Origin of the sequence: Lysinibacillus sp. NPDC096418, from assembly GCF_044762775.1 — a bacterium.
Taxonomy (GTDB): Bacteria; Bacillota; Bacilli; order Bacillales_A; family Planococcaceae; genus Lysinibacillus.
The window spans coordinates 1-13,912 of the sequence record NZ_JBIWEY010000042.1 but is presented as its reverse complement, the minus strand read 5'-3'; the positions used below and the strand labels follow the sequence as shown (position 1 = coordinate 13,912).

Genomic DNA, 13,912 nt, shown 5'->3' with positions numbered 1-13,912 from the left:
TTTATGCCTAAAATGAATAACCCCCGTAGCACAACACTACGGGGGTTATCTATTTATGAAATTGCTTTCTTTTGAAGCTTTACTTTTAACTTAGCCAGCATATCCTCCGTCATTCTTGCTAAATCATAATCTGCTTTAAAGCCCCATTCTTCTTGTGCCGCTTCAATGTTTAAAGAATTTGGCCAACTATCAGCAATTGCTTGGCGTACAGGATCAACTTTATAATCCAAACGGAAATGTGGAATATGTTTTTTAATCTCTGCAGCGATCTGAGATGGTTCAAAGCTCATCGCCGTAATGTTAAATGCATTTCGGTGAATCAACTTACTACTATCTGCCTCCATTAAATCAACAATTGCCTGCAGTGCATCTGGCATATACATCATATCCATGTATGTGCCCTCTTTAATGTAAGAAGTATATTTACCTTGTTCAATCGCTTTATAATAAATTTCAACCGCATAATCAGTTGTACCACCACCTGGAGGAGTTGCATAAGAAATTAAGCCCGGGAAGCGTACACCACGTGTATCCACACCAAAGCGATTGAAATAATAGTCACATAATAATTCGCCTGCAACCTTGTTCACCCCATACATCGTCGTTGGACGTTGTAGTGTATCTTGTGGTGTATTGTCCTTTGGCGTTGACGGACCAAACGCCCCAATCGAACTAGGTGTAAAAAATTGAATGTCTAACTCACGTGAAACTTCTAATGCATTCATTAACCCACCCATATTTAAATTCCAAGCAAACAATGGATTTTTTTCAGCAGTAGCAGATAATAATGCAGCTAGATGCATCATTGTATCTGCACCGAAATCCTTTGCTAAATCATGCATTTTTTGGCCATCTGAGACGTCCAAAATTTCAAATGGACCTTTTGTATGTTCAAGCTTGCGAATATCTGTCGCTAACACATTGTCCTCTCCATAAATACCACGAAGTTTTTCTACCAATTCAGAACCAATTTGACCAAGCGCTCCGGTCACCATAATCTTTTTCATATCCAATAACCTCCGACCAAAAAAACATTTGTATTTTCAGAAAGTACATTATTCATATAATAAACATTGATTTAATAATACCTTTGATGTTTATCATTATAATTTGTTCTTTTTAAAAATACAATACAAAAAATTAATATTTCCGAAAATTCAACATAAAATCCGCTACTTCTAGTATATGAACTCTCCTAAATAATGTGACGGAAATAACCTTAAAAACACATATGTCTTCCCTAAAAATACAACTATCTATTTTCCACATAAAAAAAGAACTCTCTTTATGACTCTTCATAAAGTAAAGTTCTCCATTTTTTCTCGAAACTTCATTATTTTTGTTCGTTACACATTTTTTATTAAATCGAAAAGCGTTTCACAGCAATTTGCAATACTTTCGATACTTTTCGCACCTCTTTTATATAATTATGAAAATGTTGCTGTGCTTTTAGTTGCTCTGTTGTTAATGCCGCTACATGTTTAGTCGAAGTTGCATTTTCATCCGAAAATGCAGTCAACATAAGCGCATCCTCGCTGATTTTCTCTGTATGATTAGCAATTTGTTGCACCGTTGTCGAAACTTCAAACATATAAGGCTTTATAGTATGGACTTTTTCTAAAATATGCTCGAAGCTTATGGCTGTTTGCCCCGTAACTGCTACTCCTTTATCCGTCGCTATTAATACACCTTCCATCATTTGTACAGCGTACTGTGAATCAACGTGAATATTTTGTACAATCGACGTTATCATTTGTGTTGAGCGTACTGTTTGCTCTGCTAATTTTCTCACTTCATTCGCAACAACTGCAAAGCCCTTTCCATGTTCACCTGCTCTTGCGGCTTCTATGGATGCGTTTAGTGCCAGTAAATTTGTCTGTGCCGTAATTCTTTCAATAACCTCTACCATTTGATCGATCGTCTCCGCTCGCTCGACAAGATTTGAAATAGCTGTATTTGACTTTTCAACCGCACGCTTGATTACGTTCATTTGCGATAAATTCGCCTGTACAATGTCTGTTCCACTTTCAGCATCTCTCGCAGCTTCATAAGCAAACTGTTCAACTGACTTTACTTTTTCTAAAATGACCTGCACGCCTTTTAGCATTTCGTCTAAAGAGGCCGTGTTCGAGGCTAATTTTGTTGTCGATATGCCCGTTGAATCTGAAATTTTTTGAATATCCTTCACCATTTTCATCGTCGTCGTTGTTGCTTGTTCAGACGACTCTTGAAGTTTTCCCGTCATTCCTTCAACTTCCTGTGCACTACTTGTCACAGTCAGTAATAGCCTCTTCACTTCTGTCACCATCTGATTATAAGAAAGAACAACCTCTCCCAACTCATCTTGGGCCACATAGCTAGCATTTGCAGTAAAATCACCTTGCTCCGCGCGCTTTAGCAAAGATTTCAACTGACGAGTCGGTACATTTACTGCCTTTGTAGCTACATAACCAATGACCACAACAAGCAACACGACAGCTATACATACGCCACCTAACAACCAATAAGCAAATTGCACATCTTTTTGGTAAGCTGCTTGCTGTTCCTCTGCACGTTTCACTAAATAACTTTGTGTCTCTTCTAATAATGTATGGGTCTCCTTGCCCAACGGTAAATACGACTGCTCATAAAATTTCTCTAGTGCATCTACATCCAAACGTTGATAGTTGTTTATCAATTCCCTTTGCTGCGTTAGTAGCGTTTTGTATTTTTTCATCTGATGACTCATCTTTTTATCGATATCCAGACTCTCTAACTGTTGTAAAGGTTTCTCTTGTATTTTTAGTAGCGTAGCTAGTTCCTGATGATTACCACTCGTCGTTACTAAAAAATCCATTTGTCTCTGAGCTTCCTCTAACTCATTCAACCAGCCAATTGGGACAAGCCCTTGTGTATAACTTTCACTTGCATGCCACGACATTTTCCGCAAATAATCTATACTAAACACACCCAACAGTACATTCGATAGTACACAAACAATCATGAGTACAAGTAGTTTATCCTTTACTTTAATGTAACGAAAAAAATGCATCACTTTTGGCTCCTTCTTCCATCCTTACCAATAAGGATAATGTTGGGATATAAAGCCTGTGTGATGTTTTTGTAAAGTTTTCACTAAAATTGGCATTGAAAATTAATTAACTAACATTATCCATACTTCAATACCAATTTAGTACTTTTCCAAGTAAAATTCTTGCTATTTTAGCTTCTAATTTGAAACTTTTCCTTCACCCTATCGTTCTGTATTAATAAAACATCTTACAAATATAGGGGGTATTTGAAATTTGGGGTAAAGTAAAGGTTGATAAAAGTTTAGCTTTTAGTTTGTTATTACTCGGAGGAATTAGTTGTCTTTTCGTTCATTCGAGTAGTGTAACAATTGGACAATACGAAGGCTCCTTCACTATAAAACAATTCATTTTTTACATACTCGGTTTTTTAGTGATGTATGGTGTGACCATACTTGATATTAAGCAATTAAAAAAGATTGGTTGGCCTTTTTATGGATTAATTGTCGGGGTGACTGCAGGATTGATTTTTGCGCCTGCAAGCATTGCGCGCGCGGTGAATGGAGCAAAGGCTTGGTATCAGATTCCGTTCATCGGTACTATTCAGCCATCGGAGTTTTTAAAGTTTGCATTTTTAATTGTTATTAGTAAGGTTATCGTTGCACATCAGGAGAAGTTTACGCGTCCGTCTTATTTAGCAGATTTTAAGCTACTTTTTAAAATTGCACTGATTGTCATTCCACCTATGCTTATTGTATATCGCCAGCCTGATACAGGGATGATCATGCTCTATATGGCGATGATATTACCAATGATTTTCTTTTCGGGCATACAAACAAAATTACTTATAGCATTTGCTGCAGTGCCAACGGTTATCGTAAGTGCATTCATTATTCTTTATGTAAAATTCAATGATTTTTTCACGGAGACATTTTTGGCGAAATTATCAGGTCACCAAGTTTCACGTATTTATGGCTGGCTTCATCCCTACGAGTATATGGATTCATCTTTCCAATCTAGGCAAGGTTTCATAGCAATCGGTTCAGGACAAATGACTGGGAGAGGCTATTTAAATAACGAGGTCTACATCCCTGAAAAGCATACAGATTATATTTTCTCTACTATCGCAGAAGAGGTTGGTTTTATTGGTGGCTCCTTTGTTATTGCACTATTGTTTTTTGTTATTTATCGAATTGTCCTGATTACTGTGCAAGCTAGAGATCCATTTATGACACTGATGGGCGCAGGTATTTCTAGTTTACTGGCATTCCAAATCACGCAAAATATAGGTATGACACTCGGACTTTTGCCTGTAACAGGTGTGACATTACCTTTTCTAAGCTATGGTGGTAGTTCTCTTTTATCAAACTTTATGCTAATGGGTATTGTGATGGTTATTCATAATTCTTATAACGGTTATATGTTTACATCAAAGCAACAGGATGATACATATGATTGATAATATCGAAGCACAAAAATACAATTTGTGTACTTTGTTAGTAGTTTTCCTACCTCATAGTAAAAACCCAGCAGAAACTTACTTTTTCTGCTGGGGTTATTTTTTTACTAATTTTTTACGACCCCGCTATAAAGTCCAGGGCGTCTATCATCATAAACAGGAATTCTCCCTCGTACTTCATCAACAATCGAAAAATCCACGTCAATCACAGCAACTTCTTCATCTTCAGCACCAATCCAAAGTACTTCACCCCAAGGCTGAATGACCATTGATTGGCCATTGAAGTTCTCTACTTTGTTGGCAATACGATTGACTGCTATGACGAAACATTGGTTTTCGATGGCACGTGCTTGTAATAATGTCTTCCAATGATCAATACGTGGTGTTGGCCATTGCGCTGGTACAAACAATACTTTTGCGCCGTCAAGTGCATGGGCGCGTAGCCATTCCGGGAAACGAATGTCGTAGCAAATCACACCTGCCGCTTCGATATCGCCCAGTTGGAAGCGATTCATGCTATCTCCCGCTTCTAAAAATAAATGCTCGTCCATTAATCGGAATAAATGAGCCTTGCTATATTCACCTACTTGCTCACCATCTTTATCGAACGTGTACATCGTATTGTAAAATTTGTCATCCTTCTTCGTCGAAACAGACCCTCCAACAATATGGACACCTAGTTCCATCGATAAGCCTTGTAAAAATGCTTTTGTACGTTCACCATCAACGTCTGCTAGCTCTGGTAATTTTTCTAGTGCATAACCTGTGTTCCACATTTCTGGTAAAACAATAACTTCTGCTCCTTGGCTTGCAGCTTCACGAATTTTCTCTTCAGCTCGGACAAAATTTTCCTCGACCTTACCAAAACCTACATTTAATTGGATACACCCTATTTTCACGATTTCATCCTCCTCTAGACATTTAGAAAAAAAAGTAATAGTATTTGCAACATATATCTATTAGTAATTATTATATTCTGAAAAAGGTGAATGTACATGGAATTCTCTAAAAAACTACAACAACTACCAACACAATTCTTTGCTGCACTTGTACAAAAAGTTAATGCAGCACTGGCAGAAGGTCGCGATGTCATTAATCTCGGACAAGGAAACCCTGACCAACCAACACCGCCTCATATTATTAAAGCATTACAAGAAGCTGCTGAAAATCCACAAAACCACAAGTACTCCCCATTTAGAGGTGTACAAGAATTACGTCAAGCAGCAGCAGACTTTTACAAACGTGAATACAATGTCGATATTGATCCAAATACTGAAGTGGCCGTGCTCGGCGGCACAAAAATCGGGCTTGTCGAACTACCAATGGCTATTTTAAATCCTAGTGATTATATGCTACTTCCCGATCCAGGCTACCCGGATTATTTATCTGGCGTTGTATTAGGTGACGTCAATTACCACATAATGCCGCTTCAAGCTGAAAACGACTTCTTGCCGGATTACAGCAAAATATCAGATGAAGCAAAAGAGCGTGCAAAGCTTATGTATATGAATTATCCAAATAACCCGACTGGCGGCACAGCAAATCTTGCATTCTTTGAGGAAACTGTAAAATTCGCTAAAGAAAATAATATCGTCGTATCGCATGATTTTGCATACGGTGCAATCGGCTTCGATGGCGTCAAACCTGTTAGCTTCTTACAAGCTGAAGGTGCCAAAGAAGTTGGTATCGAAATGTATACCCTATCAAAAACCTTCAATATGGCGGGTTGGCGTATCGGCTTTGCAGTTGGGAATGCAAAAATTATCGAAGCCATTAACATCATTCAAGATCATCTATTTTGTAGCCAGTTCCCTGCCGTACAGCAAGCAGCAGCAGTCGCACTCACTGCGTCTCAAGACTGCACTGACGAACTAAGAGCAATATATGAACGCCGTCGTAATGTACTTGTAGAAGAAGCTCATCGCATAGGTTGGCAAGTGACTGCATCAAAGGGCTCGTTCTTTGCATGGCTACCTGTCCCAAAGGGTTTTAGAAGTGAAGAATTTGCAAATTTTCTATTAGATAAAGCAGATATAGCAGTCGCCGCGGGAAACGGCTTTGGTGAATATGGTGAGGGCTACGTGCGCGTTGGTCTTCTCGTAAGTGAAGGTCGACTACGTGAAGCAATGATAAGGATCGAGAAATTAGGCTTATTCTCTGCGTAAACGCAGAATTTTTATCATTTTCTGAAAAGTTATTGCTTTCTAAACTTTTTTACTATATTGTTATTCCAATAGATTTTAAATTTAATAAACATCTCTTATCAAGAGTAGCTGAGGGACTGGCCCTATGAAGCTCGGCAACCATCTGATTATCAGAAAGGTGCTAAATCCAGCAAAACAGTATTTGTTTTGAAAGATAAGAGAGGTATTGTTCTATTGCCTCTCCTGACGAAACATCTTGAGAGGTTTTTTAAATTTCTAAATACCAACTATACATATATCTATTGGAGGAATAACACATGAAGAAACGAAAATTTGGTTTATTTTTATCAGCAGCTATTTTAACAGGAGTTCTCGCTGCTTGCGGTAGCAATGACGGAAAAACCAGTGAAACATTAAGTGAAGAAAAATTAATCGTAGGTGTAACACCTGGTCCACACGAACAAATCATGGAAGTTGTTGGGGAAATAACTGCTGAAAAAGGCTTAGATCTCGAATTAAAAGTATTCTCGGATTATGTACTTCCAAATACATCACTTAGTGAAGGCTCAATTGATGTAAACAGCTTCCAACACGGTCCTTATTTGAAACAATTTAACGAGGATAAAGGAACAGATCTTGTATCTGTTGGCGTTACGTATATTAGTCCAATGGGCTTTTACTCTGATAAGTACGACAGTTTCGATGATATCCCTAAAGGTGCTACTGTTGGAATTCCAAATGACCCGACAAACGGCACTCGTGCACTTTATATTTTGGAAGAGGCAGGCTTCATCAAAATCAATAAAGAGAAACGTGCAAAAGCAACAATTCACGATTTAGATGAAAACCCTAAAAACCTTAAATTCATCGAATTAGAAGCTGCTCAAATTCCTAAGCAATTAACAGAAGTAGATGTAGCAGCAATTAATACTAACTATGCACTTGAAGCAGGCATTAAGCCAACTGAAGATGCACTATTAATCGAAGCTGCTGATTCACCTTATGCAAACCAATTAGTTGTGCGTGCTGCTAATAAAGATGATGCAGCAGCAAAATTACTTATTGAATCTTACCAATCAGACAAAGTGAAAAAATTTATCGAAGAAGAATTTGAAGGCTCTATCTTACCAACTTGGTAATAACGTATTTCAAAAAAGTTACCGTTTCAAGCGGTAGCTTTTTATCTTTCAAAAAGGACGTGACTACATGATTCAATTACAAAATATAACGAAACAATTCAAAGCGAAGAGTGGCACAGTTCGAGCTGTTGACGATATTAATCTGCACGTTAAAAAAGGAGAAATCCATGGCGTTATTGGCTATAGTGGTGCTGGAAAAAGTACACTAATTCGTTGCGTGAATTTATTGGAGCGCCCTACTTCTGGAAGTGTCAAAATAGATAATGTTGATTTAACAACTTTATCTGAAAGCGAGCTACGTAAAACGCGCCAAAAAATCGGCATGATTTTTCAGGGTTTCAATTTACTGAAAACTGCAACGGTTTATGAAAATGTGGCGATTCCCTTACGCTTGCTTGGCTATAGCAAAAAGGAAGTTGAAACGCGCGTTGAAAAATACTTAGCTATTGTTGGCCTCAAAGAACGTCAACAAAGCTATCCTAGTCAGTTATCAGGCGGCCAAAAACAACGTGTGGCCATTGCACGAGCCCTATCACAAGAACCTGAAATTTTATTAAGTGATGAAGCTACAAGTGCTCTCGATCCTGAAACGACTGATTCTATTTTAGATTTACTACTAAAAATTAACGCTGAATTAGGCATTACCATCTTATTGATTACGCATGAAATGAACGTCATCCAAAAAATCTGCGACCATGTTACAGTTCTTGAAAACGGAAAAGTCGTTGAACAAGGTTCGGCCATTGATTTGTTTACAAAGCCTCACCATAAAACGACCCAAAAGTTTCTCAATACCATTTCACAGCGTACATTAAAATCATCATTAATTGAGCAGTTAAATTTATCAGGTGCCGTTACACGTCTTACTTTTGTCGGCGAAAGTACAGGAAATCCACTTATTACAGAAGCGGCTCTTCAATTTAATGTAAAGCCTAATATTCTAACAGCAAACATTATCGAACTTAAAAATGGTGTTGTCGGTAATATCGTGACTCATATTCACGGTGAACAGTCCGAAGTACAAAAAGCCCTACAGTTCTTCCAAACAAACGGTGTCATAACAGAAGTATTAGGAGGGACTAACGCATGAGTTTAATCACAGACTTTATCGATCAATGGTGGGCAATTATTTGGGAAGCCGCACTTCAAACTTTCCAAATGGTCAGCATTTCACTGTTATTCTCTATATTGATTGGTGTTCCACTAGGTGCACTTCTTGTCCTTACACGCCCTGGCCAAATGTATAGCAATAAGTTTTTCTACCAGGTGTTAAATTTAATCATCAATATTATTCGTTCAGTGCCATTTATTATTTTATTATTCTTCATCCTGCCATTAACAAAGACGATTGTAGGTACAACAATTGGTGTGAATGGGGCAATTGTGCCACTTGTCATTTATACAGCACCTTATTTAGCGCGTCTGATTGAAACAGCATTACTAGAAGTAGAATCTGGCGTATTGGAAGCCTACAAAGCTATGGGTATTAAACGTACACAAATTGTATGGCATGTATTATTACGTGAAGCTCGCCCTTCAATGGTATTGGGTTTAACAATTGCCACAATTGGCTTAATCGGTGCAACAGCCATGGCTGGACTTGTCGGTGCAGGTGGACTTGGTGACCTTGCTTATCGCTACGGTCATTTACGCTATGAAGTCGACATTATGTACGTCACTGTTTTCTTATTAATCATTCTTGTACAAAGCATTCAATCTATTGGGAATCGTCTAGCAGATAAACTAAAAAAGGATTAGGTGATCGTCATGACAAATAGTGATTTACTTTTACAAAACATTAATGCTGAAAAGCCCTTTCCTATCGCTTTTTCGGACTTAGAACAAGCTGCTAAAGAAAAACTAGAAGCAGGCCCATTTGGCTATATTCAATCAGGTGCTGGAAACGAGCAAACACTTCGTAATAACCGAGCAGCCTTTGAAAAATATAGTATTACACCTCGTTTTTTACGAGATGTATCAAAGCTAGATACGTCGATTTCATTGTTCGGCAAAACATTTCCAACACCACTTCTTTTTGCACCTGTTGGTATGAACGGGATGGAGCATCCAGACGGCGAGCCAGCTGTAGCAAGAGCTGCTGAAAAATTAGCAATACCATATATTCAAAGTACCGTGTCGACTTTTTCCATGGAGGACGTCGCAAAAGCTGCACCGAATAGCACACGTCTCTTCCAATTGTATTGGTCTAAAAACGAGGATATTTCTTATAGTATGGTAGAGCGCGCTGAAAAGGCAGGTTTCTCAGCAATCGTTCTTACGGTTGATACAGTTATGCTTGGTTGGCGTACAGAAGATGTGCGCAATCAATTCTCGCCATTAAAATTAGGCTTTGCAAAAGGAAATTATATGCAAGATCCTGTTTTCAGAGCTACTTTACCCGACGACAGCTTTGAAAGCTATGTCGCTTCAGTTATCGATAATGTGTACCACCCTCATATGACGTGGGAACATGTCGCAGAGTTGAAAATGCGTACAACCTTACCAATCTATTTAAAGGGGATATTACATCCTGATGACGCACAGCTTGCACTAGATAATGGCATTGATGGAATCATCGTTTCCAATCACGGCGGTCGTCAGTTAGACGGTGTCATCGGTAGCTTAGATGCTCTTCCTTCCATTGTGGAAGTAGTAGCAGGTCGCGTACCTGTTATTTTGGATAGTGGTGTATACAGCGGAATTGACGTGTTAAAAGCTTTGGCGCTTGGCGCAGATGCAGTAGCGATTGGCCGTCCATTTGTTTACGGTCTCGCATTAGCTGGGCAAGCTGGTGTAGAACAAGTAATGCAAAACATTTACGAAGAATTCAAAGTATCCATAGCCCTTGCTGGTGCTGCGAGTATTGCAGAAGCGCATAAGCTTCAATTAGTGAAAGGCTAAAAAAACAGGGATGCCTCCCAAAAGAGGCATCCCTGTTTCATATTTATCGAATAATCCCTAATTCGCGTCCTACTTTTTCATAGATTGCTAATGCATCATCGAGCATTTCCTTCGTATGTGCCGCTGTTGGCATATTACGCACACGTCCAGTACCTTTTGGAACCGTCGGGAAAACAATTGATTTGGCATAAACACCTTCTTCAAATAATCGGCGTGAGAATTCCTGTGTTAACTTTTCATCACCAATAATACACGGTGTAATCGGTGTTTCAGAATTACCAATATTGAAACCTAACTTCGCCAGTCCTGCTTTCAAGTAATCACCATTATTCCAAAGCTTATCGTGAAGCTCTGTCGAATCTATGAGCATTTGAACTGCTGCTGTAATAGCTGCTACATCACCTGGTGGCAACGCTGTTGAAAATAAGAATGGACGAGAACGTACCTTCAGCCAGTCGATTAAGTTTTTCTTACCCGCTACATAACCACCCACAACACCAATAGCTTTCGATAATGTACCGATTTGGAAGTCAATTTCTTTTTCTAAACCGAAATGCTTTACTGTACCCTTCCCTTTACCGGTTACACCTGATCCATGTGCATCATCCACATACGTAATCAGATCAAACTCTTTTGCGATTTCTACGATTTCTGGAAGCTTTGCAATATCACCATCCATCGAGAACACACCGTCTGTAATAACCATCACTTTGTTATACAAACCCGATTCAGTCGCTTCTTTTGCTTTTGCACGCAAATCTTCCATATCAGAGTGATTGTACGCAATAATTTTTGCACGTGATAAACGGCAACCATCTATAATAGAAGCATGATTTAATTGGTCCGAAAGAATGGCATCATTTTTATCCATAACAGCTGAAATGGCAGCCATATTGCAATTGAAGCCCGATTGATATGAAATAGCCGCTTCTGTACCTTTAAATTCTGCTAGCTTTTCTTCTAATTTTACGTGAAGGTCAAGTGTACCGTTAATTGTACGTACTGCCCCTGCACCTACACCGTATTTATCTGTCGCTGCTTTCGCAATTTGTTTTAATTCGTCGTTTGTGGCTAAGCCTAAATAGTTATTGGAAGATAGATTAATAAGATTTTTGCCACGAACCTGAATAATAGGTCCGTTCGCGCTCTCTACTGGATCGATTTCATTATATAAGCCTTGTTCACGTAAGACTTGTAAGTTTTCATCTAAAAATGTATTCAATATTTTAGACACTAGTATCATCCTTTCTAAAAAAACTACTCGTTCCTAGTTTAGCACATTCATACTCTATTGATATAATTCAATTTCGCAATCTTTTAAATAATGGCGCAGTTTTATCTCGCCATGCTGATGTTGACAAGCAACGGTCCATTAGTTGACGAATTGTATGCTCAGCCTCTGCATAACGTGCTGAATAGCCCATTGCATTTTTCATCGTTTCTTTATAGGAAGAACGGATTTCTTCGATTTCTGCTTCTGCCTGTTCTGTCAGCTTGCAATGCTGTCCCATATCAAAAATAGCATCCCCACTTCTTCCTTCTTCGGGATCGAAAATATGTGGATCTGTACTATCAAAAATACAGAAATTCAACTCAGGAATAATGATCATATCAACCGAACCTGCATCAAGGCCACACCAAACAATTTGTGCGTCTAACCCTCTTGCATTCGCCTCATCCGCCAAACCTTTCATTAATGAAGATTTCCCTGTACCCGGCTTTCCTTTAATCATTAATCGTCGTGCTAAATTTTTTGTCATGCTTTCTACCGTATTTTGCGCACCTGTTGGCGTTAAGGTTCCAAGTAATCGATGTGTACGCGCACCTGTTTTATTGAGTGTCATTGATTGAAAAATATCTGACTTCAAAGTAGTGATCTGTTCATCCAAAGCTTGCCAGTCCATACAGCTTTGCGTCACAACTTCCCAGTCATCATGTAGTTTCTTAGCAATCGCTAGCATACAAATACTTTTTTCACGCCATAACTCCCGTTCCTTCATCGCTGTAGCAAGCTGCTCGCCAACAATTTCTAGCTGCTCTTCTTCCAAACAATCATAGAAAGAAATGACACGATGCTTTGTGCCTAGCAATGTTGGTTCAAGGTTCCACTCGGATGACCATACAAACAGATAATTACATTCTCGAATAAAGACCGCTTCCACAATTTCCTCAAGAAGCGGATGTTTGAACCATTCTACGGAAAAACCTTGCTTCACATAGAAATAGCCAAGTTCCTTTAAAAGCTCTGCCCCTTTATATGTCGGTGCCCCTTGCAATATATATACAAGCGATGCCTCCTCCATCATTTCTTTATATAAATGCTTCCTACCTTGTCCCGTCAATGCGTGTCCAAAATAATAAGTTACGTTTCCGTTCAATGTACATCCCCCTTTGCCTTCTGCCATGCATTATATGATGCTTCTCCTAAAAACATGAAAAAGCTACTTTTATCATTTTCGATAAAAGTAGCCTACTCATTTCAATAAAACGGCTTTACGCCTTCCATATTTCCAATGCACTTTATTAACACTTTTCTACAATACGGTAATGAGTATTGCACAATGTAACCTGATGTTAGTGCAATGACAACTGTTCCGACACCCACGGGTCCACCGAGTAGTCCACCTAAAACGGTCACTAACACTTCAATACCCATTCGCGCACTTTTAATAGTTCCACCAAATTTTTCAACAAGTATCATCATTAGTGTATCTCGTGGTCCCGCTCCCATATTTGGCGCGATATACATTCCACAGCCAAAACTTAAAATAAGCACACCAACTACAAAATATGCGATTTGTAACACATAAACATCGGTCGCAGGCAACAGCCAGTTAAACACATCAATAAATAGTCCAATCAACAACATATTTAACCAAGTACCGATTTTGGGCCATTCTCTTAATACTAATGATGTCGAAATAATAATCAACAGCCCCGTCAAGATCGACCACGTACCAATTGTTAAACCAAAGTTTTGAAATAAGCCTACATGCAACACATCCCATGGACTTGTTCCAATAATTTTTCCTTTAATCGACATAGTAATGCCGAGCGACATAATGATCATACCGACGATAAAAAACGTCCAACGCCATCCAATAACCTTTCTCATTTTACAAATTACTCCTTATGTATGAGATTGCTCTACTATATCATATTTTTCCAAATCGAGTAGGAGGGAGCGACTAACTCCCGTCCTCTCACACCACCGTACGTACGGATCCGTATACGGCGGTTCCATGAAGTCTGACGGACAGC

Annotated in this window: 12 protein-coding genes and 1 riboswitch; of the genes, 6 read left to right on the top strand and 6 right to left on the bottom strand. The window is 38.8% G+C overall.

Annotation, left to right across the window (positions count from 1 at the left end; translation table 11 throughout):
- Positions 1-53 precede the first annotated feature (53 nt).
- Positions 54-1,007 carry an L-threonine 3-dehydrogenase gene (locus tag ACIQZG_RS21450; protein ID WP_402757691.1) on the bottom strand — a complete coding sequence of 318 codons (954 nt, stop codon included), beginning with the start codon at positions 1,005-1,007 and terminating at the stop codon, positions 54-56.
- Positions 1,008-1,360: 353 nt separating this feature from the next.
- The gene (locus ACIQZG_RS21445) at positions 1,361-3,031 is read right to left on the bottom strand and encodes a methyl-accepting chemotaxis protein (protein ID WP_402757689.1); all 1,671 of its coding nucleotides are present in this window, start codon (positions 3,029-3,031) and stop codon (positions 1,361-1,363) included.
- A 293-nt stretch (positions 3,032-3,324) separates the two neighbouring features.
- On the opposite strand from ACIQZG_RS21445, the gene ACIQZG_RS21440 reads away from it, so the two are divergent.
- The gene (locus ACIQZG_RS21440) at positions 3,325-4,467 is read left to right on the top strand and encodes an FtsW/RodA/SpoVE family cell cycle protein (protein WP_402757688.1); all 1,143 of its coding nucleotides are present in this window, start codon (positions 3,325-3,327) and stop codon (positions 4,465-4,467) included.
- Between the two features lie 107 nt (positions 4,468-4,574).
- Here the strand turns inward: ACIQZG_RS21440 and ACIQZG_RS21435 are convergent, their stop codons facing one another.
- On the bottom strand, positions 4,575-5,366 hold the full coding sequence (locus ACIQZG_RS21435) for a carbon-nitrogen family hydrolase (RefSeq protein ID WP_402757686.1): 792 nt from the start codon (positions 5,364-5,366) through the stop codon (positions 4,575-4,577).
- A gap of 96 nt (positions 5,367-5,462) precedes the next feature.
- Here ACIQZG_RS21435 and ACIQZG_RS21430 point away from each other — a divergent pair, with 96 nt between their 5' ends.
- The 5 genes from ACIQZG_RS21430 (at position 5,463) to ACIQZG_RS21410 (ending at position 10,651) form a co-directional block, all read left to right on the top strand.
- Positions 5,463-6,632, top strand: a complete 1,170-nt coding sequence (locus ACIQZG_RS21430) for a pyridoxal phosphate-dependent aminotransferase (protein ID WP_402757684.1) — start codon at positions 5,463-5,465, stop codon at positions 6,630-6,632.
- 92 nt (positions 6,633-6,724) lie between these two features.
- A riboswitch (SAM riboswitch) is annotated at positions 6,725-6,832 on the top strand.
- A gap of 96 nt (positions 6,833-6,928) precedes the next feature.
- A complete protein-coding gene (locus tag ACIQZG_RS21425) occupies positions 6,929-7,750 on the top strand; it encodes a MetQ/NlpA family ABC transporter substrate-binding protein (RefSeq protein WP_402757682.1) in 822 nt (273 codons plus the stop codon).
- 67 nt (positions 7,751-7,817) lie between these two features.
- Positions 7,818-8,840, top strand: a complete 1,023-nt coding sequence (locus ACIQZG_RS21420; protein ID WP_402757680.1) for a methionine ABC transporter ATP-binding protein — start codon at positions 7,818-7,820, stop codon at positions 8,838-8,840.
- On the top strand, positions 8,837-9,508 hold the full coding sequence (locus tag ACIQZG_RS21415; protein WP_402757678.1) for a methionine ABC transporter permease: 672 nt from the start codon (positions 8,837-8,839) through the stop codon (positions 9,506-9,508). Before ACIQZG_RS21420 ends, ACIQZG_RS21415 begins: the two co-directional genes overlap by 4 nt.
- Positions 9,509-9,517: 9 nt before the next feature.
- Positions 9,518-10,651, top strand: coding sequence for an alpha-hydroxy acid oxidase (locus tag ACIQZG_RS21410; protein WP_402757676.1), 1,134 nt, complete (start codon positions 9,518-9,520; stop codon positions 10,649-10,651).
- A 43-nt stretch (positions 10,652-10,694) separates the two neighbouring features.
- Here the strand turns inward: ACIQZG_RS21410 and ACIQZG_RS21405 are convergent, their stop codons facing one another.
- From ACIQZG_RS21405 to ACIQZG_RS21395, 3 genes are all read right to left on the bottom strand, one after another.
- Positions 10,695-11,894: a glycine C-acetyltransferase gene (locus ACIQZG_RS21405; protein WP_402757674.1), complete on the bottom strand. Its 1,200-nt coding sequence runs from the start codon at positions 11,892-11,894 to the stop codon at positions 10,695-10,697.
- Between the two features lie 58 nt (positions 11,895-11,952).
- Complete coding sequence (locus ACIQZG_RS21400) at positions 11,953-13,029, bottom strand: nucleotide kinase (RefSeq protein WP_402757672.1); 1,077 nt, start codon at positions 13,027-13,029, stop codon at positions 11,953-11,955.
- A 101-nt stretch (positions 13,030-13,130) separates the two neighbouring features.
- Positions 13,131-13,766: a YczE/YyaS/YitT family protein gene (locus tag ACIQZG_RS21395; protein ID WP_402757671.1), complete on the bottom strand. Its 636-nt coding sequence runs from the start codon at positions 13,764-13,766 to the stop codon at positions 13,131-13,133.
- Positions 13,767-13,912 lie beyond the last annotated feature (146 nt).